At 65.9% G+C, this 23861-nt stretch carries 17 protein-coding genes; 10 read left to right on the top strand and 7 right to left on the bottom strand.

All coding sequences use genetic code 11. The features are described from left to right. The 5 genes from LJ655_RS19745 to LJ655_RS19765 all read left to right on the top strand — a co-directional run bounded on the left by LJ655_RS19745 (position 1) and on the right by LJ655_RS19765 (position 8307). On the top strand, positions 1-3285 hold the full coding sequence (locus LJ655_RS19745) for an efflux RND transporter permease subunit (RefSeq protein ID WP_230562905.1): 3285 nt from the start codon (positions 1-3) through the stop codon (positions 3283-3285). A gap of 23 nt (positions 3286-3308) precedes the next feature. Continuing rightward, complete coding sequence (locus LJ655_RS19750; RefSeq protein ID WP_230562906.1) at positions 3309-4535, top strand: efflux RND transporter periplasmic adaptor subunit; 1227 nt, start codon at positions 3309-3311, stop codon at positions 4533-4535. Further along, a complete protein-coding gene (locus LJ655_RS19755; protein ID WP_230562907.1) occupies positions 4532-6055 on the top strand; it encodes an efflux transporter outer membrane subunit in 1524 nt (507 codons plus the stop codon). The genes LJ655_RS19750 and LJ655_RS19755 overlap by 4 nt, the downstream gene beginning before the upstream one ends. 90 nt (positions 6056-6145) lie before the next feature. Further along, positions 6146-6832, top strand: coding sequence for a heavy metal response regulator transcription factor (locus LJ655_RS19760; protein ID WP_042328199.1), 687 nt, complete (start codon positions 6146-6148; stop codon positions 6830-6832). Next, positions 6829-8307, top strand: coding sequence for a heavy metal sensor histidine kinase (locus tag LJ655_RS19765; protein WP_230562908.1), 1479 nt, complete (start codon positions 6829-6831; stop codon positions 8305-8307). The genes LJ655_RS19760 and LJ655_RS19765 overlap by 4 nt, the downstream gene beginning before the upstream one ends. On the opposite strand, the gene dinB is transcribed toward LJ655_RS19765, so the two are convergent. Beyond that, positions 8274-9440: a DNA polymerase IV gene (gene dinB / locus LJ655_RS19770; protein WP_230562909.1), complete on the bottom strand. Its 1167-nt coding sequence runs from the start codon at positions 9438-9440 to the stop codon at positions 8274-8276. The genes LJ655_RS19765 and dinB overlap by 34 nt on opposite strands. A gap of 276 nt (positions 9441-9716) precedes the next feature. Here dinB and LJ655_RS19775 point away from each other — a divergent pair, with 276 nt between their 5' ends. After that, positions 9717-11297, top strand: coding sequence for an EAL domain-containing protein (locus LJ655_RS19775; protein ID WP_230562910.1), 1581 nt, complete (start codon positions 9717-9719; stop codon positions 11295-11297). 35 nt (positions 11298-11332) lie between these two features. On the opposite strand, the gene LJ655_RS19780 is transcribed toward LJ655_RS19775, so the two are convergent. The 3 genes from LJ655_RS19780 to LJ655_RS19790 all read right to left on the bottom strand — a co-directional run bounded on the left by LJ655_RS19780 (position 11333) and on the right by LJ655_RS19790 (position 13225). Continuing rightward, positions 11333-11914: a YceI family protein gene (locus tag LJ655_RS19780; RefSeq protein WP_230562911.1), complete on the bottom strand. Its 582-nt coding sequence runs from the start codon at positions 11912-11914 to the stop codon at positions 11333-11335. 48 nt (positions 11915-11962) lie between these two features. After that, positions 11963-12538, bottom strand: coding sequence for a YceI family protein (locus LJ655_RS19785; RefSeq protein ID WP_230562912.1), 576 nt, complete (start codon positions 12536-12538; stop codon positions 11963-11965). A 123-nt stretch (positions 12539-12661) separates the two neighbouring features. Then, positions 12662-13225, bottom strand: coding sequence for a cytochrome b (locus LJ655_RS19790; RefSeq protein WP_230562913.1), 564 nt, complete (start codon positions 13223-13225; stop codon positions 12662-12664). 285 nt (positions 13226-13510) lie between these two features. Between LJ655_RS19790 and LJ655_RS19795 the strand changes: the two genes are divergently transcribed. The 4 genes from LJ655_RS19795 (at position 13511) to LJ655_RS19810 (ending at position 17437) form a co-directional block, all read left to right on the top strand. Next, complete coding sequence (locus LJ655_RS19795; RefSeq protein ID WP_230562914.1) at positions 13511-14761, top strand: arsenic transporter; 1251 nt, start codon at positions 13511-13513, stop codon at positions 14759-14761. A 271-nt stretch (positions 14762-15032) separates the two neighbouring features. Next, positions 15033-15326, top strand: coding sequence for an EF-hand domain-containing protein (locus tag LJ655_RS19800; RefSeq protein WP_230562915.1), 294 nt, complete (start codon positions 15033-15035; stop codon positions 15324-15326). A gap of 27 nt (positions 15327-15353) precedes the next feature. Further along, complete coding sequence (locus LJ655_RS19805; protein ID WP_230562916.1) at positions 15354-16067, top strand: response regulator; 714 nt, start codon at positions 15354-15356, stop codon at positions 16065-16067. After that, positions 16064-17437 carry an ATP-binding protein gene (locus LJ655_RS19810; RefSeq protein ID WP_230562917.1) on the top strand — a complete coding sequence of 458 codons (1374 nt, stop codon included), beginning with the start codon at positions 16064-16066 and terminating at the stop codon, positions 17435-17437. The genes LJ655_RS19805 and LJ655_RS19810 overlap by 4 nt, the downstream gene beginning before the upstream one ends. 36 nt (positions 17438-17473) lie before the next feature. Here LJ655_RS19810 and LJ655_RS19815 read toward each other — a convergent pair whose 3' ends face one another. The 3 genes from LJ655_RS19815 to bcsZ all read right to left on the bottom strand — a co-directional run bounded on the left by LJ655_RS19815 (position 17474) and on the right by bcsZ (position 23843). Further along, complete coding sequence (locus LJ655_RS19815; RefSeq protein ID WP_230562918.1) at positions 17474-17740, bottom strand: hypothetical protein; 267 nt, start codon at positions 17738-17740, stop codon at positions 17474-17476. A 170-nt stretch (positions 17741-17910) separates the two neighbouring features. Further along, complete coding sequence (locus tag LJ655_RS19820) at positions 17911-22665, bottom strand: cellulose synthase subunit BcsC-related outer membrane protein (protein WP_230562919.1); 4755 nt, start codon at positions 22663-22665, stop codon at positions 17911-17913. Next, complete coding sequence (bcsZ, locus tag LJ655_RS19825; RefSeq protein ID WP_230562920.1) at positions 22656-23843, bottom strand: cellulose synthase complex periplasmic endoglucanase BcsZ; 1188 nt, start codon at positions 23841-23843, stop codon at positions 22656-22658. The genes LJ655_RS19820 and bcsZ overlap by 10 nt, the downstream gene beginning before the upstream one ends. Positions 23844-23861 lie beyond the last annotated feature (18 nt).

Consider the following 23861-nt stretch of genomic DNA (forward strand, 5'->3'; position numbering starts at 1 on the left):
ATGTGGATCGTCAACGTAGCGCTTAAGCGGCCATACACGTTCATCGTGATGGCGATTCTGATCGTACTGGCGACGCCCTTCGTGCTGCTCACCACGCCCGTCGACGTGCTGCCGGAAATCAACATTCCGGTCGTCAGCATCATCTGGACGTATACGGGGCTGTCGGCCGAGGACATGGCCAACCGCATCACCTCGGTCAACGAGCGCAGTCTGACCACGACGGTCAACGACATCGAGCACATCGAATCGCAATCGCTGCCCGGCATCGCGATCCTGAAAGTGTTCCTGCAGCCGAATGCGAACATTCAGACGGCGATCGCGCAGACGGTCGCCATCGAGCAGGCGCAGTTGAAGCAGATGCCGCCGGGCGCCACCGCGCCGCTGGTGATCAGCTACTCGGCCTCCAGTATTCCGGTGATCCAGCTTGGCCTGTCGAGTCCGAAACTCTCCGAGCAGGATCTGAACGACACCGCGCTGAATTTCCTGCGTCCGCAGCTCGTGACGATTCCCGGCGCCGCCGTGCCGTATCCGTATGGCGGAAAATCGCGGCTGATCTCGGTGGACCTCGACACGAGCGCGCTGCTCGCCAAAGGCCTCACGCCTGCCGACGTGGTCAACGCGTTCAACGCGCAAAACCTGATCTTGCCCACCGGCACGGCGAAGATCGGACCGAAGGAATACACGGTCGACATGAACGGCTCGCCACCGACGCTGGAGGGCCTCAACGACATTCCGGTGCGCACCGTCAACGGCGCGACGACCTATCTGCGCGAAGTCGCGCACGTGCGCGACGGATTCTCGCCGCAGACCAACATCGTGCGGCAGAACGGCCATCGCGGCGTGCTGATATCGGTGCTGAAGAACGGCAACGCCTCGACGCTGTCGATCGTCGACACGTTGAAAGGCATCTTGCCGACGGCCCGCGCGGCGCTGCCCCCGGATCTGCAGATCACCGCGCTGTTCGACCAGTCGGTGTTCGTGAAGTCGGCGGTGCAGGGCGTGGTGCGCGAAGCGCTGGTGGCCGCCGCGCTAACCGCCGCGATGATCCTGCTTTTTCTCGGCAACTGGCGCAGCACCTGCATCATCGCGATTTCGATTCCGCTGTCCATTCTGTCGTCGCTGATCGTGCTGCACGCGCTCGGACAGACCATCAACATCATGACGTTGGGCGGCCTCGCGCTCGCAGTCGGAATTCTGGTCGACGACGCGACGGTGACGATCGAGAACATCGAGCGGCACTTGCACATGGGCACGAATCTGCACGATGCGATTCTCGACGGCGCCGGCGAAATCGCGGTGCCGGCGCTCGTCTCGACGTTGTGCATCTGTATCGTGTTCGTGCCGATGTTCTTTCTGACCGGCGTCGCGCGCTATCTGTTCGTGCCGCTCGCGGAGGCGGTCGTGTTCGCGATGCTCGCGTCGTACGTCCTGTCGCGCACGCTCGTGCCGACGCTCGCAATGCTGCTGATGGGCCACGCGCACAAACCTAAGGCGGGCACGAAGCCGAATCTGTTCATGCGTCTGTATCACCGTTTCGACGCCGGCTTCGAGCGCATGCGCGCGACTTACATCATGATCCTGAGCAACCTGCTCGTGCGCCGCAAGATGTTCGGCGGTCTGTTTCTCGGTTTCTGCGTGCTGTCGATGGGCCTGTTCTTCGTGCTCGGCGAAGACTTCTTCCCACGCGTCGACGCGGGCGATATCCGCTTGCACATGCGTGCGCCGACCGGCACGCGCATCGAGGAAACCGCGCGGCTTGCCGATGAGGTCGAAAAGGTGATCCGCGAAGTCGTGCCGCCACGGGAACTGGGCACGATTCTCGATAACCTCGGCGTGCCGTACAGCGGCATCAACCTGTCGTACAGCAACGCGGGCACGATGGGCACGCTCGACGGCGAGATCCAGATCGCGCTGAACGAAGGCCACAAGCCGTCGCAGATTTACATGGACAAACTGCGCGCGATCCTCCCGCAGCGCTTTCCGGGCGTCGAGTTTTTCTTCCAGCCGGCCGACATCGTCACGCAGATCCTGAACTTCGGCCTGCCCGCAGCGGTGGACGTGCAGATTGCCGGCGCCAATCAGCAGGGCAACCTCGACGTTGCGCGCAAGCTGCTCAAGCAGGTGCGGCTGATTCCCGGCACCGTCGACACGCACGTCCAGCAGAAGCTCGACGAACCGGTGATCGATCTGCACATGGATCGCACGCGCCTGCAACAACTGAACCTGACCGCGAACGACGTCGCGCAGAACGTGCTCGTTTCGCTCTCGGGCAGCTCGCAGACGTCGCCGGGTTTCTGGATCAACAATCGCAACGGCGTCGAATACCGGGTGGCGGTGCAGACGCCGCAGTATCAGGTGTCGTCGATCGACGAGCTGTTGCGCACGCCGGTGTCGAGCTCGATGAGCGGCCCGACGCAACTGCTCGGCAACCTCGTGCAGGTCTCGGCGCAGAGCCAGTTCGCGGAAGTCACGCATTACAACATCCGTCCGGTGATCGATCTCTACGTGAGCGTCGAGAAGCGCGATCTCGGCAGCGTCGCGAACGAGGTCGACAGGATCGTCGACCAGGTGCGCGCCTCGCTGCCGCGCGGCAGCACGATCACCGTGCGCGGCCAGGTACAGACGATGCGCAGTTCGTTTTTCGGGCTCGGCATTGGTGTCGCCATGGCGATCGTGCTCGTGTATCTGCTGATCGTCGTGAACTTCCAGTCGTGGATCGATCCGCTGATCATCGTCAGCGCATTGCCGGCGGCGCTCGCGGGCATCATGTGGATGCTGTTCCTCACCGGCACCCATCTGAGCGTGCCGGCGCTGACGGGAGCCATCATGACGATGGGCGTCGCGACCGCGAACAGCATTCTGATGATCGCGTTCGCGCGCCAGCGGCTCGCGGCCGGCACGCCGCCGCTCACGGCCGCGCTCGAAGCGGGCGCAAGCCGGATCCGCCCGGTGCTGATGACCGCGTTCGCAATGATCATCGGCATGATTCCGATGGCGCTCGGTCTCGGCGAAGGCGCCGAGCAGAATGCGCCGCTTGGCCGCGCGGTGATCGGCGGGTTGCTGTTCGCGACCGTATCGACGCTGTTCTTCGTGCCGCTCGTATTCGCGGGGATTCATTCGTGGCTCGCGCGCCGTCGCAAGAACGGCAGTGGCAATGGCGGCGGCAATGACGGCGGTAACGGCGGTGGTAACGGCGGCGGCGACGGTGGTGGACACGGCGGTGTACCCGGCGGCCAGAGCGGCAGCCCCGCGCCGGAACCCCGCAGTGCGGCGACGACCGCGTAAAAGTTAAACGATGGTTGACTGAGATGACCGAAAAAACTCATGCATCGCTAGCGATCCCCACGCGGGAAACCGAAGAGGGAGAGCACCTGCTGCCGCCGCGCCAGCGCGAATGGAAGCGCGCGAAGATCGCGATTCTGATCGTGTTGGTGCTGCTCGTGATAGGCACGCTGCGTACCGTGATCGCGAACGTGATGCAAAACCGCGAGGTCGCGGCGGCCGCGCAACAGAACGCCATCCAGTACGTGAACGTCGTCACGCCGACGCCGACCGACGGCGGCGGCAACACGCTGCTGCCGGGCACCTTGCGCGGCTATGTCGAGTCGCCGATCTATGCGCGCGCGACCGGTTATCTGCTGCACTGGCACGCCGATATCGGCGCGCACGTGAAGCAGGGGCAGTTGCTCGCCGAACTGGATACGCCGGAAATCGACCAGGAACTCGCGCAGGCGCTCGCACAGCGTCAGCAGATCAATTCGAGCCTCGCGCTCGCGAAGAGCTCGCTGGAACGCTGGCAGCAATTGCGCCAGCGCGATGCGGTGTCTCAACAGGAGTTGGACGAACGGCAAAGCACGTACACGCAGGACCTCGCGAATCTCGCGGCCGCCGATGCGAACGTCAAGCGTCTTCAGCAGCTCGAATCGTTCAAGCGCATCGTCGCGCCGTTTACCGGCGTGGTCACGCAGCGCAATGTCGACGTCGGCGATCTGATCGACGCAGGCAGCGGCACGAGCCGGGCCCTTTTCGCACTCGCGCAGTCGGACCCGTTGCGCGTCTACGTGCAGTTGCCGCAGGCGTATGCGCAGAACGTCGCGGTTGGGCAGAAGGTCGTGGTTACCCAGGCCGAGCTGCCGGGCCAGCAGTTCAACGGCACGATCACGCACATTTCCGGCGCGATCGACGTGCCGACCCGTTCATTGCAGATCGAAGTGACGCTGCCGAATCCCGACGACAGGCTGCGCCCCGGCGCCTATGTGCAGGTCGCCGTGCCGGCCACCGCGCAGGCGCGCCTCACGGTGCCCGGCAACGCGCTGCTGTTTCGCGCGGAGGGTCCGCGTCTCGCGGTCGTCGATGCGAAGGGTAATGTGAGCCTGCACAAGATCGTGATCGCGCACGACCTCGGCCAGCAGCTCGAAATCGAGAGCGGTATCACGCCGAGCGATCGCATCATCATCAACCCGAGCGATTCGATCGCCGATGGCGATCACGTGCAGGTGCAGCCGTTGCAGAAGAGCGGCAAGGGGGCGTCGTGAGGTTCGCGGCTTTACGCCAGGCGCGCACGCGCGGCACCGCATTCACCGCGTTGACCGCCTTCGCCGGGGCGGCGCTGCTCGCAGCCTGCACGGTCGGCCCGGACTATCGGCGGCCGCAGGCCGATGTCCCACCGCAATGGCACACCGATTCGTTCTGGCACGTCGCCGCGCCATCGCATGCGCCGATCGCGCCGGACTGGTGGGCCGGCTTCGCCGACCCGACGCTGGCGATGCTCGAAACCCAGGCGCTCGCGCAGAACCAGACGCTTGCCGCCGCAAGCGCGCACTACGAGCAGGCGAAGGCGACGCTCGCGAACGCCAGCGCGCAGCGCGTGCCCGAAGTCGATTTCACCGCTCAGGCCTCGCGCTTCCGTATATCGCACGACCGGCCGCTGACGAACTACGCGACGCCGACCGAATCGACCGTGCAGAACAATATCCAGCTCGGCCCGACGATCAGCTACGACACCGATCTGTTCGGCCGCATTCGTCGGCAGGTGGAGGGCGCGCAGGCGTCGGCCGAGCAGTCGGCGGACGATCTCGCGAACGCGCGGCTCGTGCTGACGACCGACCTCGCGACTGACTATTTCTCGTTGCGTGAGCTCGACAACGAGATCGACGTGCTGAACCAGTCGGTGAAGCTGCAGCAGAAAGCGCTCGATTACGTGAACGCCGAGCACGATCTCGGTTCGGTATCGGGCCTCGACGTGCTCCAGCAGAAATCGCAGCTCGATGCGACGCGCGTGCAGGCGCAACTGCTGCTCAATCAGCGCGCGCAGTTCGAGCATGCGATCGCCGCGCTGGTCGGGGTGCCGGCCCCGCAGTTCGCGATCGAGCCCAAGGTGCTCGATATCAGGCCGCCGACGGTGCCGCTCGGCGTGCCGAGCGATGTGTTGCAGCGGCGGCCCGACGTCGCGTCGGCCGAACGCGCGATGGCGGCCGCCAACGCGCAGATCGGCGTGGCCAAGGCGGCGTTCTTCCCGAGCCTCACGCTGACGCCGGGCATCGGCTGGGAGAGCACCGAGTTCGCCAATCTGCTGAGCGCGCCGACGCTGATGTGGACGCTCGGCGCGGCGGTCGGTCAGGTGATCTTCGACGGTGGGCGGCGCGCGGCCAACGTGAAGTTCGCGAGCGAGGGCTATCAGGCGACCGAGGCGAATTATCGGCAAACGGTGCTGACCGCGTTCCAGCAGGTGCAGGACGGCATCACCGGATTGTCGGTGCTCGACGGCGCGGCGAAGCAGTCGCGCGAGGCGGTCGAGGACGCGCAGCGGCTGCTGTCGCTGGCGAACGATCGCTATTCGGGCGGCCTCGTCGCGTATCTGAACGTGATCGATGCGCAGGAGTCGCTGCTGACGAGCGAGCGGACCGACGTGCAGATTCACGGTCAGCAGTTGACGCTGTCGGTGGCGCTCGTGAAGGCGCTCGGCGGCGGTTGGGATGGCGGCGCGCAAGGTGGTGCGATGGCGGCGAACGAGGCTAACGCGCAGCAGATGGAGACGCCGGCCCCTGCACGCTGAAGCGCCCGCCGAGCTTCCATGCCGATACAGTGGAAACGGCATGAATAATTGGGGGCCTTTCGTATAATGCCCAGTGGACAGGGAGCATGCATGAAATTGCTGATCGTTGAAGACGAGCATAAGGTAGTGGACTACCTGCGCTCCGGTTTGACAGAGCAGGGCTGGGTCGTCGACGTCGCGCTCGACGGCGAGGAAGGCATGCATCTGGCCACCGAATTCGACTACGACGTGATCGTCCTCGACGTGATGCTGCCCAAGCGCGACGGCTTCAGCGTGCTCAAGGCGCTGCGCATGCGCAAATCGACGCCGGTCATCATGCTCACCGCGCGCGATCACGTGAACGACCGCGTGCGCGGCCTGCGCGAAGGCGCCGACGACTACCTGACCAAACCGTTTTCGTTCCTCGAACTCGTCGAGCGTCTGCATGCGCTCGCGCGCCGCACGCGTTCGCAGGAGTCCACGCTGATTTCCGTCGGCGATCTGTTCGTCGATCTGATCGGCCGCCGCGCGACGCGCGACGGCGTGCGCCTCGACCTCACCGCGAAAGAGTTTCAGCTACTGAGCGTGCTTGCGCGCCGTCAGGGCGATATTCTGTCGAAGACCGCGATTACCGAGCTCGTGTGGGACGTCAATTTCGACAGCCACACGAACGTCGTCGAAACCGCCATCAAGCGGCTGCGCGCGAAGCTCGACGGTCCGTTCCCGTCGAAGCTGCTGCATACCGTGCGCGGCATGGGCTACGTGCTCGAAGTGCGCGAAGAGGCTGAGTCATCATGAACCGCTCCATTGCGCGCCGGCTTGCGTCGATGTTCGCGCTGGTCGCACTGTTCGTGTTTACGCTCGTCGGCACGGGGCTTTTTCTGGTGCTGCGCACACAGCTCGAACATCATCTGCGCGAGTCGCTCGACGATCGCACGCAGATTGCGCGCATCATCGTCTATCACGCGGTGAATCCCGACAAATGGCGCATGGCCCGCGAAAAGCTCACCGACATGACGCCGCACGACGGCAGCACCGTCTACTCGGTGACGAGCGCGGACCCGCGCTATCACTTCGGCACGCCGGTGCAGGGCACCGTCAAAGACAGCTGGTCCGGCGGCTACGCGCGCATCGCGCCGACGGACGGCGGCCCCGACATGCTGACCTCGACGGTGACATTGCCGGCCAATGCCGGGCGGCCGGAGGTGCAGTTGCAGGTCGCGTCGAGCTATTCGCCGAACCTGCGCACGATGCGCGTGTTCGGCTCGGCGCTCGCGGCGCTGTCCGCGCTCGGCAGTCTCGCGGTGCTGCTGCTCAGCTACTCCGTCACGCGCATCGGCCTCGCACCGCTCACGCGTCTGACGCGCGACGCGTCGGCGGTCAGTCCGAACAATCGCTCGCAGCGCCTGAACACCGCGTCACTGCCGCTCGAACTGAACGATCTCGCCAACTCGTTCAACGGCGCGCTGGAACGGCTCGACGGCGCCTACTGCCGCCTCGAATCGTTCAACGCGGACGTCGCGCATGAACTGCGCACACCGGTCACGATCCTGATCGGGCAGACCGAGGTCGCGCTCACGCGCAACCGCTCGGTCGATGATCTGCGCCACACGCTGCAATCGAATCTCGAAGAATTCGAGCGGATGCGCACGATCATCAACGACATGCTGTTTCTCGCGCGCGCCGATCAGGGCGAACGCGCGACCGGGCTCGTCGAGGTGTCGCTCGCGGCGGAAGTCGCGCATACGCTGGAGTTTCTGGAAATTCCGCTCGAAGAGGCGCGCGTGCATGCGCGGTTGCAGGGCGACGCGCTCGCACGCGTGAACCGGTCGCTGTTTGGCCGCGCGTGCGCGAACCTGCTGATGAACGCGATCCAGCATTGCGAGCCGGGCGCGTCGATCAGCGTGACGATCGCGCGCGGGGAAGGCGCGATGCGTGACCAGGTGCGCATTGCCGTGGCGAATCCTGGCGAGCCGATCGCGCCGGACGTCCTCGAGCATCTGTTCGACCGCTTCTATCGCGCAGAGGTCTCGCGCACCAACAGCCGCGAAAACCACGGGCTCGGACTCGCGATCGTGAAGGCGATCGCGGAGATGCATCGCGGCACCGTATCCGCGCACAGTGCGAACGGCGTCAACACCTTCTCGTTTTCGGTGGCGGTATCGGCGATGTCCACCGCGGGCAACGTGCCGGCCACGCGTGCGAATGCGAATGCGGCTGGCGTCGCCGGCGATCCCGCTTACTCGTCGCTCGCGAAAGGCAAGTCGGCCTGAACCGGCAAGCGCGGCTTTGACGCCTGTTCGCTGGCCGACGTCAGCGTGCTGATGCGCACGCCCAACAGCCGCAGCTTGCGGTTCAACTCAACGCGGCGCAAACACTCGGTCGCCGCGCGGCGGATTTCCGTTGCATCGGCAGTCGGGTCGTCGAGCGTCAGATCGCGCGTGACGGTGCGAAAATCGTCGTAGCGCAGCTTGATGCCGATCGTGCGGCCCACGTAGCCCTTGCGCGCGAGATCCTCGGCGACGCGCACGCACAGCCCCGTAAACGCACTCGATAACGCTGGCCGGTCATGACGCGGATGCAGATCGCGCTCGAACGTGGTCTCGCGGCTGATCGACTTCGGCTCCGATTCGACCACCACCGGCCGCTCGTCGTGACCTTGCGCGACCTGCATCAGCCACGCCGAATAGCTGCGCCCGAAGTTGTCCTGCAACAGCCCGGCGTCGGCCGCAGCCAGGTCGCCCACCGTCGCGAGGCCGAGCGCGCTCAATTTTTCGGCGGCCTTCGGGCCGATGCCGTTGACCTTGCGCACGGGCAGCGGCCACACGCGCAGGGGGATGTCGGCCGGTGTGAGGATCGTCAGGCCATCGGGCTTATCGAGTTCGGAGCCGATCTTCGCGAGCAGCTTGTTCGGCGCGACGCAGATCGAGCAGGTGAGACCGGTGGCCTCATGAACGGCTTGCTTGATGCGTCGCCCGACGTCGGCCGCCTCGCCCGGCACGTCGGTCAGGTCGATATAGATCTCGTCGATGCCGCGATCTTCGACGCGTTCGGTGAACGTCCTGACGGCCGCCTTGAAGAGGCGCGAGTAGTGGCGGTATGAGTCGAAGTCGGTCGGCAGCAGGATGGCGTCGGGCGCGAGCGCGGCGGCCTTCATCATGCCCATCGCCGAAAACACGCCGAGCGCGCGCGCTTCGTAGGTCGAGGTCGTCACGACGCCGCGGCCCGCGTAATCGCGCAGCTTCGCAAAGCGTTTGCTGCCGTCTTCGAGCACCTGCGGCGCGCTGTTGCGCCCGCCGCCGATCACCACCGCGCGGCCGCGCAGTTCCGGGTAACGCAGCAGTTCGACGGACGCGTAAAACGCGTCCATGTCGAGATGCGCGATGCGGCGGGGTGACGAATTCATGGGGCTGAAGCGGGCGATGGCGATAAGCGGGGGCTATGACGGCGCGCGCCGCAATCGCGCCAGTCCGTAATGGTACCTTGCCGCGTGCGCTGCCGGTCGGGGCCGCCGCGGCCGATCGCGCGCGGATCGTTCAACGCGATGTTGAAAAAGCGAGTCCAGAAACTATCCTTGACTTTGACATCGGGCGCTTGCGCGCCGGGCTCATGGCGGCTCGCGACCGCGCCCGGCGGGTTGCGCCGCGATGGTTCAGCACGGGGGCGATAGATGGACAAGCGAATGTCGCTGATTGCGGCGTATATCGCACTCGGCTGCGCTGCAACGGTGCTGCCGGTCCTGGTCAGCGTCTATGTCGCGAACGAACACGTTGCACGCCGCGAGCAGGCGGACTTGCGGGCATATGCGGCGAAAGCCGTGATTCGAACCGACCTCGTCACGTATCAGGCCCGTGCGGCGATTGCGGAACTGCGAGCCGAGCACGCGGAGCCGTGTTCGCCGGAATATCTGCAACGAGCTGCCCGCGTGATTTTCAACCATCTCTACGTTCGGGATGCGGGCGCGATAGGCGACGGGCGCTATCTGTGCTCGCCGCTGTTCGGCGACGTTCGCACCCAGGATGTGGTTTTGCCGCCGCCGCGCTGGCGAAGCAGCGACGGCTACCAGGTCTGGTTCAAGCAAAAGAATCCGCTCAGCGACGTGCGCGAGGATATCCAGGTTGCGCGCGACGGCGAGTATGTGTCGATCGATCCGCAGTCATTCGTCGATATCATCGATCCCGCGGGAAGGCCGATCGCCACGATCAACACCGACCTGAACCTGATCATCGCGCTATCGGCGGGTGCGGATGCAGAAGACATGCTCAATGCCTGGAAGCGGGCAGGGCGCATCGACAGCAGTGAATGGAACTACGCGGTGGCGCATTCGTCGACGCGTTCCCTCGGCGTCGTCGTCAAGGGCCGGCGCACCAGCCTGCTCAGAGACTGGCCCGGCCTGCTGACGATGTGGCTTTCGATGGGCGTCGCCTTGGGCGCCGCGCTCGGCTGGTTAGCATTCAAACTGATCTCGCGGCAGGTGTCGTTCCAGGCCTCGCTCGAATGGGCGATCTCGCGCAAAGCGATCGACGTCGTGTACCAACCGATCGTGAGTCTCGCGACGAACGAATGCGTCGGCGTCGAAGCGCTCGCCAGATGGACTCTGAACGGGCGCGAGATCTCTCCGGACATTTTCGTTGCGCTGGCCGAGCAGCATGGCCTGATCCAGTCATTGACCGACCTCGTGCTGGATAAAGCGCTCGACGATCTGACGGAGCTGCTGCGTTCGCAGCCGTCGTTCTACGTGTCGGTCAACGTGAGCGGGGACGATCTGTGCACGCCGCGCTTTCTGAACCTCGTCACCGCAAAACTCGCCGGAATCGGTATCCGTGCCGCCCAGATCAGGATCGAGGCGACCGAGCGCAGCTTCCTGAACGCCGATGTGACCCGGCAGACGATAGCGGCCTTCAGAAGCGCAGGCCACCCGATCTATATCGACGATTTCGGCACCGGCTATTCGAGCCTCGCCTATTTGCACACCTTCATGATCGACGTTCTGAAGATCGACAAATCGTTCGTCGACACCATTGGACAGGATGCGGCTTCGAGCATCGTCGCGCCGCATATCATCGACATGGCGCACGAATTGGGCGTGGAGATCGTTGCGGAAGGGATCGAGCGTACCGAGCAGGTCGAGTATCTCGTGGGCCGAGGCGTCCAGTACGGACAGGGCTGGCTGTTCGCGAAGCCCATGCGTCGCGAGGAACTGGTCGCATGGCTCGAAGCGCGCCGCGCGTCGCACGCGCCGGCGCAGCCCGCGATCCAGTAACGCGCACCGGCAGCGCCAGGTGCGCGGCGAGGCAATTACTGCTTGATGCCTTCGGCCTGGATATTCAGCGTGGTCTTCATGTTGAAGCCGTACGCCTTGCCGAAGTCGATGCCGAAATCGTCGCGATTGAACGTCGCGGTCGATTCGGTGCCGCACACTTCGCGCTTGAGCATCGGGTGCTGGATGCACTTGAACGATTCGATCTTCAGGTTGACCGGCTTCGTGACGCCGTGCATCGTCAGCGTGCCGATCACTTCGACCGGCTTGTCGCCTTCGAAGCGGATCTGCGTGCCCTTGTAGACTGCGGTGGGGTACTTCGCGGTGTCGAAGAACTTGTCGCCGACCAGTTCCTCGTCGAGCTTGTCGTTGCCGATGCCGACCGAGCTCAGGTCGATCGTCGCGTCGACCGTGCCGGTCTTCGCCGCGCGATCGAGCACGACCGTGCCGCTGGCTTTCTTGAACTTGCCGCGCCAGATCGACAGGCCGCCGAAGTGGTCGGTTTCGAAGCTCGGCGACGTGTGCGTCGGATCGAGCTGGTAGGTTTCGGCGGCAGCCATCGCGTTGAACGACATTGCAGCGGCGAGCGCGCCGGCGGCGAGCAGGAAGGATTTCTTCAAGGTGGACTCCAGTGGTCGAAGGATGATGCGGTGCCGCGGCGTTGTAGGTTATTTCTTCGCCGCGACCAGATGAAATTTGATGACGACTTCGTCGGCAACCACCGACGTGTCTTTCCATTCGCCGGTGCCGACGTCGAACTGCGTGCGCTTGATCGGCAGCGAGCCGTCGAAGGTTTGCGTAGCGCCCTGGCCGGCGATCGAGACCGGCACGACGACCGTTTGCGATTTGCCCTTGATCGTCAGCTTGCCGGTCACCTTGTACTGGTTGCCGCCGGCCGGCGCGATCGAGCTCGATACGAAGGTCGCGCTCGGGAAGGCGCCGCTGTCGAACCATTCCTTGCCTTGCGCCTGCTTGTTGTAGTCGTCGGCGCCGAGGTCATAGCTCGCGGTGTCGATCGAAACGCTCGCGTTACCGGCGGCCGGCTTCGCCGGATCGAAATTCAGTTGCGCGGAGAACTTCCTGAACTTGCCGTCGACGGGCACGTTCATCTGTTTGGTCGTGGCGATGACGCTGCTCTTCGCGAGGTCGACATCGGCGTGCGCGACGTTCGCGCCGAACAGCGCAAGCGCCGTGAAAGAGGCGAGCGTCACGCGACGAGCGGAGTGATAAATGGGTGTCTTCATGATGGTACGCATCCTATCCGAGCCGCGCGGTCTGATTGCACACCGCGAGGAATTTGATTGCCAACAACTTGTAGCCAATCGACGAGGTCATGGCTTTCGTCATGCCGTCATCCCGTCATGCCGTTATGCACGGCTCTTCAAAAACGGCATCATGCGCGCGAGCAATCCGTCGCGATCGACGAACTGATGCTTGAGCGCCGCGAGGACGTGCATGATCACGAGCGCGAGCAGCGTGTAATTGAGCAGCACATGGACCGTGCGCAGCGTGGCCTTCAGCGCCGGATCGGGACCGATGAACGTCGGCAGCGGCACGATGCCCAGATACACGACCTGAATGCCTGCCGCCGAGCTATAGAAGTAGCCGGACAGCGGAATCGCGAGCATCAGCAGATACAGCAGGCCATGCACCAGATGCGCGGCGGCCTTCTGCCACGCGGGCGTCGCGGCATCGAGCGCGGGCGCGCGGTGCGTCGCGCGCCACAGCACGCGCAGCAGCGCGAGCGCGAATACGGTCACGCCGATCCACTTGTGCCACGAGAAGTACCTGAGCTTCGTCGGCGTGAAGCCGGGGATATCAGTCATGATCCAGCCGATATAGAAGCCGCAGATCATCAGTGCCGCAATCAGCCAGTGCAGGGCGATCGCCGCGCCGTGATAGCGCGCGGGAGCGGAAGCATGTATTTGCATTGTGTTCTATCCGTTGCTCGCGAGAAGCCGCGTGTGAATGCGGATGGTAGGGATGACAACTGAAACTGAATAGGCGGGTGGCTCGGAACAGATTGTTGTCGCGTTGACGTTAATTGTGTTGAAAGACTTGCGCGGTGAACGGTACCCGCGTGAAGGCACGCCGAGTGTAACGGGCCGGTCGCTGTGGTAACCGCTGTGGTAACCGCTGTGGTAACTTGTGGCCGCGCACAACCGGCTCGCGCGCTTTGCGCGGCCACCGACATTATCATTATCCGGGCCTAAGCTGTGAATTCCGTTTTTCTTTCCTGGGGCATTGCCGCGCTCGCCACGGCTGGCGTCATCACGCGGCCGTTCAAATGGCCCGAAGCCGTGTGGGCCGTCACCGGCGCGGTGCTGCTCGTCGCGCTCGGCCTGTTGCCGTTGCATCTCGCGATCGAAGCGATCGGCAAGGGCAGCGACGTCTATCTGTTCCTGTTCGGCATGATGCTGCTATCCGAAGTCGGGCGCCGTGAGGGGCTGTTCGACTGGGTCGCGGTGCTCGCGGTCAATCATGCGCGCAGTTCGCCACGCAAGCTGTTCGTGCTCGTGTATCTGGTCGGCGTGGTGATCACCGCGTTTCTTTCCAACGACGCAACCGCCGTGGTGCTGACACCCGCCGTGTTCGCGGCGGCGAAGAAAGCGAAAACGCCGCCGCTGCCGCTGCTGTTCGTCTGCGCGTTCGTCGCCAATGCGGCGAGCTTCGTGCTGCCGATTTCGAATCCGGCCAACATCGTGCTGTACGGCAATCACACGCCGCCGCTCGGACCGTGGATGCTGCGCTTCACGCTGCCGTCGGTGCTGTCGATCGCCGCGACCTTCGTGATGCTGCGCTGGACGCAACGCGAGGCGCTGGCGGGCGTCTGCGAGGCGAATCTCGAGGCGGTCGAGCTGTCGGAGAGCGGGCGCGTCGCGCTCGCGGGCATCACGGTAACGGCCGGCGCGTTGCTGACGGTCTCCGCCCGCCACATCCAGCTCGGCTTGCCGACCGCGATCCTCAGCACGTTGACCGCGGTCGTCGTGCTGCTCAAGGAGCGCAAATCGCCGCTGCCGATGATTCGCGAAATCTCGTGGAACGTGTTTCCACTCGTCGCCGGGCTGTTCGTGCTGGTCGAGATGCTCGATCACACCGGCGTGATCGGCACGTTCGCGGGCGCGTTGCGGCGCGCGACCGAACACAACGAAATGACCGCGGCCGGGTGGGCCGGCGCGAGCGTCGCGTTCCTCAGCAATCTGATCAACAACCTGCCGGCCGGGCTGATCGCGAGGTCGACCGTCATGCAGGCGCAGAGCCCCGAGCGCGTGATCGACGCGCTGCTGATCGGCGTCGACCTCGGGCCGAACCTGTCGATCACCGGCTCGCTCGCGACGATCCTGTGGCTCAACGCAATTCGCCGCGAAGGTGAAGACGTCGGCTTCATGAAGTTCCTGAAGGTCGGCGTGCTGGTCATGGTGCCCGCGCTCGTGCTGGCGCTTGGGGCACGGATTCTGACGGGCTGAGCGGAATGGGCGCGCGCACCCCGAAAACACAGTAAGCTCTGCTCCAAGCCGCCTATATGTAGTCGGTATCAGCCGCAACGGCGCAAAGTGAAAGCGCAAACTCATTTCATTCGATGTCACGCCGCAGCGGCGCGCTCGGCGGCGTGACATCACCCGACATGATTTCTGAATTGCGATCGCGCGGCGTCTGACCAAGAATTCGCCCTGTCATCGAAACGGATCGCGGCACCCAGCCAGGCGACGCTCGATGATTCAAGCGAAGGAGTCAGTCATGAAAAAGTTGCTCGCCACCATGCTGCTGTGCTGTGCGTCCACCGTCGCATTCGCTCAGGCCGCCGCGCCGCAAGGTGTCGGCCAGCAGCGCATGGAGCGCATGGAGCAGCAGTTGCAAACGCGCTTTGCAAACGCGAACATCACGCACGACGGCAAGCTCACCCGCGAGCAGGCCGTGGCCGGCATGCCGATGGTCGCGCGTCATTTCGACGAGATCGACACGCAGAAGGCCGGCTACATCACGCTGTCGCAGATCGAGGCGTTCATGCAGGAACGCGCCGCGGCGCGCTGAGCGGCGCGGATATCGAGGAGCTTTCGCATGGAACGCGCCCCCAGGATCATCGTGCTCGACGACGAAGCCGAGTTGCGCAACATGCTGCTGCGCTTTCTGCGCGGTCATGGCTTCGACATGCGCGCGGCCGAGGACAGCAAGCGTCTCTATCGCTATCTGGAGCGCGAGCCGTTCGATCTGCTGATACTCGATCTGATGATCGGCGAAGAAGATGGCCTCGAAATCTGCGCGAAGCTGCGCGCGCAAGGACATACCTTGCCGATCCTGATGCTGACCGCGAAGGGCGATCCGCTCGATCGCGTGGCCGGCCTCGAAACTGGCGCCGACGACTACCTGGCGAAGCCGTTCCTGCCACGCGAGCTGGTGGCGCGGATCAATGCGCTGCTACGCCGCCAGAAGATGGCCGCGGGCGACGTCACGGTGACCTCGCAGCGCGTACGTTTCGGCGGCTTCACGCTCGACGTCGGCAAGCAGGAGCTGTCGCGCGCGGGCGAGCCGCTCGAGATTCATTCGGCGCAGATGCTGCTGCTGGTCGCGCTCGCGTCGTCGCCGAATCGCGCGGTGAGCCGCGACAACCTGCTCGCGCGTGCGCGGGGCCGCGACCACGATGCGCTCGATCGCAGCATCGACGTGCAGGTGCTGCGGCTGCGGCAGATCGTCGAGGACGATCCGTCGAAGCCGCGGTTCATTCGCACCGTGTGGGGCGTCGGCTATATGCTCGTCGCCGATGTCGAATCATGACGCGCACGCTGTCGCGCCTCCTCCTGCCGCGCACGCTGCTCGCGCGCAACATCGCGCTGTTGATCGCGCTCGTGATGCTGAGCCAGGTCTGTTCGATCGTCGTGCTGCTGCATTACGTGCAGCGGCCACGCGTCGAGCGCGCGGCGGCCGTGTTCGCGACGTACGTGACCACGCTGGACGATCTGCTCGCCGCGACCCCGCCGGCGGTGCGTGCAGAGCTGACTGCGCGCCTCGATGCGCGCGAGCAGTTGCCGCCGCAAGCGTCCGGCGCACCGCCGCAAGATCTGTTGCATGCGTATCGCACCTATCAGCGTGACGTGTTTCTCGACAGCCTGCGCAAGCACCTGCCCGCCGACATGCCCGCGCGCTGGCAGACCGAGGGCGCGCAGCGGCTGTGGATTCGCATGCATGCGCCGGCTGCCGGCTCAGATGGGCCGGCGGTATCGACGCACCTCGCGCCCTACTGGATCGCGCTGCCGGTTCCCGAGGACGCGCAGGGCAGCGGCCTCGAAGCGGCGATCTTTCTGTCGCTGGGTCTCGGCGTGCTCGCGGCGCTCGCCGGCTATGCGATCCAGCTGCATCTGAACGAGCCGTTGCGTGAGCTCACGCAAGCGGCGCGCCGCGTGAGCGCCGGCGACATGCCGGCGCCGCTGCCGACCGACGGCCCTGCCGAAATCGCCGCGGTGGGCAGCGCTTTCAATCAGATGACGCGCGCATTACAGGAAGCCGAGTCGACACGCGCACTGATGCTCGCGGGCATCTCGCACGACATCCGCACGCCGCTGACGAAGCTGCGCCTGTCGATGGCGATGGCCATGCCGCAGGGGGCCGACAGCAGTTTCGTGATCGCCGCCGAATCGTATCTCGATCAGATCGAGACGATCCTTCAGCAGTTCATGGATTACGCGGGCAGCGGCGAGCGCGAGGAGGCGCAGCCGGGCGATCTGAACGCGCTGATCGAACGGCTCGCGGGCGATTTCGCGGGGCTCGGGCACGAGTTCGAACTGTCGCTGGGCAGCTTGCCGGCCATCCGCTATCGGCCGATCAGCATGATGCGGATGTTGATGAACCTGATGCAGAACGCGATCGTCTACGGCGGCACCGGGCTTGCGGTGCGCACGTGGGCGACGCGAGACACGGTGACGGTCGCGGTGTGCGATCGCGGGAAAGGATTGACGGCAGAGGAACTGGAAAAGCTGAAAGCGCCATTCCAGCGCGGCCGCAATGCGCGTGCGCACAGCGGCGGAACGGGCTTGGGGCTGTCGATCGTCGAGCGGATCGCGCGACAGCACGGCGGCGGCCTGCAGTTTCATGCGCGCGACGGCGGCGGTCTCGAAGCGTGGATCGTATTGCCGGTCAAGGCGGCATAAGCGCATAACCGTATCAGGGCACGGTGTTCTTACCGCTCACTTCCGATCGAGCCACGCGTCGAGTCCGACGCGAAATGCAACGCCCGCGATCACCGGCACCGTCAGCATCAGGATGATGCCGAAGTTGGGGATCTCGTCGCCGTACATGTAGGCGTTGTACAGCACGACGCCCGACACAATCGCGAACGTCACGACGCCAACGGCGACCATCAGGAGATTGCGCACGGAGAGGGACAGCGTCTTGCGCTTCGCCTTGTGGGCCGTGTCGTGAGCGCCGGGGGCTTCGTCGTGTTGGGCAGGCATGATGGTTCTCGTGGCAAATGATCCGGCATCGGAAGCGGTCGTGCTGGACGACGCGACCGGCATCATACCCGCACCCGCGCGGCTCATGGAGGTCGAGCCGCGCCGTTGCGGGCACCGATCCTTAACGACAATATAAGCCATTCCAGGCGGCTATTTCAGGCCTCGGTCCATCAGTTGGACAACGACAGATACTGCGAGGTCAGCGGCACCGGCGGGAACGGCTGCAAGCCGGTCTGCTTGTTGAAGCTGTAGCGCACGTACACGGCCGCGAGCCACTCGCGATATTGGTAAGCGTTACCAAGCGATGCGGTCGCCCCGACCGCGAGTTGCGGCGCGAGCTGGTATTCGCCGACCCCGCTGATCGAATACGACACGCCGGTCTTGCTCTGGCTTGGGTAGACAGCGGTCAGGCCGTTGCCGAGGGATTGCGCGGCGGCCGCCGCGTCGCCCTGGCGGGACGAGCCGTCGTTCAGCGGGAAGTAGTTCGAGGCGTCCTCGCGGTAATGCTGCACGCCGATCGAGCCTTTCACGTCATAGGTGAACTGCTCGTAGCGGCCCGACCATTCCACCGGCAGATTGAGGATCACGTACTGCTGCGGACTGAAGTACCCGCCCTGGCCGTACGTGAAAAACGACAGATTGCGGTTGTAGCCCATGATTGTCGTGTTCACGCCGAGCGTCAGCGTCTGGTCGGCATCTTTCAGCAGACGCGTATAGACGCCGCCGCCGCCCTTGATCGCGTTGTTGCTCGGCACGTTGGTGCCCATGTAGTGCTGATATGACGCGTTCACGTACAGGCCGCTCGTGCCGTCGTCCCACGTGAGGCTGGCGCGCGCGCCGTTCGAGGTGACGCCGCCCCATTCGAGGCCGGCGGCCGCATCGCGCGCACCCGCGTACGACAGCAGGCTGTCCGTCACCGCGCGCCGCGCGACCGCTAGCGAGTACGAGACCTTGTCGGTGATGCCGCCGTTGTATTGCGCGCCGCCGACGAGGTTCGTCTCGCGGAAGCCGAGCGGCGTCACGCCGATGTCGCCGCTGATGCTGCGGCTGTCGTAGCCGACCGACAAGCCCACGCCGCTCGCGGTCTGGCTGCCGTAGTCGTTGTTGCCGTTCTGCGCGGCCGATTTCGACGACGGGGTCGAAAGTCCGGCCCCGAAGCGCGCGAGCGTCGACGTGCTGTTCGACGCGGTGCCCGCGTCGAGCGTGACCGGCGTCGCGGTGACCACCACGTGACCGTTGCCCGCCTTGATGCGCCCCTCGATCGGCGCCTCGATGTCGGTGAGCGCCGAGAGGCCGTCCTCGCCCGCGCGATTGCGGAAGATGATGCCACCCGACACGGTGCTCGACTGCTCGCGATTGATCTGCGCAAGCTCTTCGGCGACGCCAAGCGTCTGCGCGTTCGCGGCGTTCGGCTGCGGGTTGTTCGGCGCGTTGGTGCCGGTCGGGTAGTACGGCTGCGCGTAGCCGGCCGGCGGCTGCGGGATGTACGGCTGCTGCGCGTAGTAGCCCTGATTCGGGTATGGCTGGTAAGGCTGCTGCTGCGGCGGGTACGGCTGATACGGCTGATACGGCTGATACGGCTGATACGGCTGATACGGCTGATACGGCTGATACGGCTGATACGGTTGATACGGCGGCGCGTAACCCTGCTGTTGCGGATACGGCGGCGGCTGTTGCGCGTGGACCGGCGCGGCCTGGCCCGTTTTCCCGGTGCTTTTCTTCGCGCTCTTCTTCGTGGTCGTGCGTTGGGAGCCGTACGGCAGCGGCGGCGCCGACGCTGCGTTGGCCTGCGCCTCGCGCGCGGCCGGCGACATCGGCCACGGCGTCGTCGCATAGCCGTCCTGCGCGCCGTACGGCTGCTGTGCATAAGGCTGCTGCGGATACGCTTGCTGCTGCGCATAGGGTTGCGGCTGCGCGTAGCCCGCGTTGTACTGCTGCTGCGGCATCGGCTGCATCGGCTGCATCGGCGCCTGGCCTTGCCCCGGATAGGGCTGCAACGGCGCGCCCGACTGGCTCGATCCGTAGGATTCCTGCCCGTAGCCACCAAAGTTGGCGTCGGAGCGCGGCGCGGCGTTCGGATAGGCCTGCGTGGGCGCCGTATAGGGCGCGGGCTGCGCGGCGGGCGCGCTATGAGGCGCAGTGGCGGGCGCCGTATAAGGCGCGACGTACGGCGCGACATACGGCGCGGGCTGAGGGGGCGGCGGATAATTCGGCACGGTCTGCGTCGGCGAGGAAGACTGCGTGTTCAGGAACGGAAGGGCGGGACGCGCGGCGTTGCCGGCGTCGCTCGACGTGGCGATCGCCGTTTTGCCTTCGAATGGATTGATGCCCGGCAGCGGCGTCGCCCCGATCTGGCTCATCGCCGATTCCCAGCCGCGCGGCACGTTGGGGCCCGCGCTGCGGGGCGCGTTCGCCGCCAGCGGCGTATTGGCCGCGACGAGCGAGCGTTGCAGATAGGTCGCCGCGAGCGACAGCTTGCCTTGGGCGCGGTACATGCGGCCCACGGTCGCGAGCACGCCCGGATCGTTGGGCGCGAGCGCGAGCGCCTGGTTCGCGAGCGTTTCGGCGTAGCTGAACTGCTTCGAGCCAGCGGCGGCCGAGATCGCGGCCTGCAACAGGTTCAAGTCGTCGGGGCGGCGTTGCAGCGCGACGCGGAAGCTCGTGAGCGCGTTGCGGTCGTCGCCGGCGCTCGCATACATGCGGCCGAGCGCGGCCTGCAGGTCGGGGTTGTCGGGCATCGCGGCGAGCCATGGCGCGATCACCTCGTAGGCGCTCGCGAGGTCGCCGCGCTGGCGCACCGCATCGGCCTGGCGCACGACGATGCCGATGTTCAGGTTGTCGAAGTCGGTGCGCTGCTGGGGTGTCAGCTGCATGCCCTGTAACTGCCGCATCACGTTGCCAAGCTCGGCCTGCTGGCCGGCCGCCGAGAGAATGCCCGCGTATTGCAGCAACAGGTCGGTGTTGCCGGGCGCCGCGCTCATCGCGCTGCGCACGAGGCCGAGCGCGCGGGCCGGGTCGCCCGCCTGCTGGTACGCGGCGGCGATCACGCCGATCAGCTCGGGGCTGTTGCCGGCCACCGGCTCGGCGGCGCGCAGGGTCGCGAGGGCCTGCTGCGTCTGGCCGCTTTTCGCCATGCGCGTTGCGAGGTCGGCCTGCTGATGCACCCACAGCCGATGCTGCAACGTCGTCATCGCGGCGGTGCGCTGCGCCGGCGCAATGCGGTCGAGTTGCGCGAGACCGGTCGACCAGTCCTGCGTTTCCGCCGATAGCAGCGCGCTCGCGTACAGCGCATCGGGCATGTCCGGGTGCGTGGCGAGCAGGCCGTCCATCATGCTGCGCGCGTTCGCGACCGCGCCCTGGCGCACGTAGATGCGCGCGAGGTCGAGACGCAGCCACGGGTCGTCGGGCTTGTTGAGCAGCGCGTCCTCGAACAGGCTGCGCGCGCTGCCGAGATCGCCGCGCGCTTCGGCCGCGCGCGCCTGCGCCGCCTGCGCCTCGCCGCGCAAACGGTCGATCCCGCCGACCTTGGCCTGTTGCTCGGCGTTCAACTGATTGGCGAACTGCAGCGCCTCATCGGCGCGACCTTGGGCGGCAAGCGCGCCGACCAGGCCGCGAATCGCGTCGGGGTTGTCGGCCTGGCGGCGCAGCGCCATCCGGTACGCCTGCTCGGCGCCGGCCGGGTCGCCGTTGGCCAGCAGCATTTCACCGAGCAGCACCTGCGCGGTCACGTCCGACGGATTCAGTGCGATCGCCCGCTCGAACAGCGCCTTCGCCTTCGCGAACTCGCCGTTGCTGCGCGCGCCGATCGCCTCGCTCGTGTAGGTCCAGTAGGTCGCGCTGTCGAGGGCGGTTCTCCAGCGCGCCGGATTGGGGCCGCGCGAGGCGCGCTCGAGGTAGTTGCGCGCGTCGGCGAAATGCTCCTGCTTCAGCGCGGCGATGCCCATGCCGCCGAGCGCGTCGGTATCGTCAGGATTGCTCGCGAGCACCGACGAGAATTTCGCGCGCGCGGTCACGAGGTCATCGCGGTCGAGCGCGGCGAAGCCGTCGGCGATCACGCGGCCGCGCGCGTCGGCGGCGGCGTTTTGCTGCGCGCGGGCGCGCGCCGCGCTGTCCTGCTGCACCATCGATTCGAAGCGCGCCTTCACGGCGGCGTCGTCACCGGCGGTTTGCAGATACGACTCGTACAGCGCGGCGTCGGACGGTCGCGCGTCGAGCCACAGCAGCGCCTGGCGCCAGCTCTTCTTCGCCGCCGCGCCGACCGAGGTGTCGCCCGCGAGCTTTTGCAGCCGTGCAATACCGTCGCGCCGCGTCACGTCGCGATAGGTCAGGTGCTGCGCGTAGGCGAGCGCGTAACGCGGGTCGTTCGGGTTGTCGTGCGCGAGCTGTTCGAGGCCGCGGCGCGCCTCGTCCCAGCCCTGCGGCGTCGCCGACAGCGCCTGGTAGTACTCCAGCTGCAACTCGGGCGTGGCCGGCTTGCCGGCCAGCGCGCGCTGATACTCCTGCACCGCGCTCGCGCTCTGCCCGGCTTGCGCGAGGCGGCGCGCGTCGGTAATCGTCTGATCGCGCGGGCTCGTCTCGCCAAGGCGGCGGCCGAGCTCGTCGAGATTCGGATAGTTCGGCGCGGCCGCCTTCAGGCGTGCGAGGTACTGCTGCGCGCCGGCGCCGTCCTTGCGGTCGGCAAGCACCATGCCCATGCCGAAGAGGGCGTCGGGCTGCTTCGGGTCGACGCTGAGCACCTTCAGCCACGCCTGCTCGGCGAGGTCGCCGCGCTGATGCGACTGCCAGTACTTGCCCTGATCGATCAGCGCGGTCAGCGGATCTTTGACCGCCTGCGCGAGCGCATCGGGCGCGGCCGCGGCCATGCAAACCACCGCGCCGAGCGACAGCGCGATGCGCAGCGACACGACGAGAGCGCTCAATCGCATGCGGTCCTCCAGGCGGGCACGAGGCGGCCGGCTTCATCGAAGTGATAGCGGCCCTCGATAAACCCCATGCCGAACAGACCCAGCACACCATCGTAGTACACCGGTTCACGGCCCGGCACGTTCGCGTCGAGCGCCGCAAGCCGCGTGCGCGCGAGGCCGAGGCCGTGCTCGTCGCCAAGCGCCTTGAAGTACGGCGCGAGCGCGCCCCAGTAGCTGAGCGGGCCTTCGCCGCTCGACGCGCCGGTGGTGGACGAGACCTTCTCCGGCGGGAAGCCGTTTTGCGCGACCTTCGCGCGCATGCCGCCAAGTGTGGCGAGCCATGGCTTGGCGAGCGGATCGGCGGGCGACGCGAGGCCGGCCCACAGATAGACGCGGATCGCGTCGTAGCTGCCGACGTCGCCGTTCTTCGGATCGACGACGAACTGGCCGCTCTTCCACGCGGCCCAGTCGGGCGCGAAGCCTTGCGGCGAGACGGTCTTGACGAACTGATAGGCGTTGTCGGCGAGCTTGGCCCACGGGCCGTCCGGCACCTCGTGCGAGAGCGCGCGCAGCACCGGCAGCGGCAGGTAGCTTGGATTCAGGCGCGTCACGTTGCCGGTCCTGAAACCCTGCGGTCCCGGCAACAGCATCGGGCCGAAGCCGGGAAGATTCACGATTTCGTCGCGCGCGATGCGCTCGGCGAGCGCAACGCCCAGCTGCGTGTAGCCGGAGTCGTGCCACAGGCGGCCAGCTTGCAACAGATCGTAGGCGATCCACAAATCGGAATCCGACGCCGAATTGGCATCGAGCACGCCGTACGAGCCGTCCGGCTTCCTGCCCCATTGCCATGCAGGCAGCCGCACGTTCTGCGCGTCGAACTGATTGCCCGCGAGATTCGCGCGGGTCCAGCCGAGCAGTTTGTCGAAGGTGGCGCGGTCGTTGGCGACCAGCGCGAAAAAGAGCGCGTAGGACTGGCCTTCCGAGGTGGTCTGCTGGGTCGGCGTCGAGTAATCGATCACGCGGCCGTCGGCCTGCACGAAGCGCGCGACGAAGCTGCGCCATGCGCTCCAGTCGCCGCATGCGGCGCCGTTCTGCGCGGCCTGGGCGGTGCCGCTCAAACCCGCAAGATTTGCCGACGCTGCCATGCCGATGCCGAACGCCAGCGCAAGAGAGGTTCTTCTGTCGATCCGAAACCGCATACGAGTCATATCCGTTCC

Origin of the sequence: Paraburkholderia translucens, from assembly GCF_020881035.1 — a bacterium.
In the GTDB taxonomy this organism is placed as follows: Bacteria; Pseudomonadota; Gammaproteobacteria; order Burkholderiales; family Burkholderiaceae; genus Paraburkholderia; species Paraburkholderia translucens.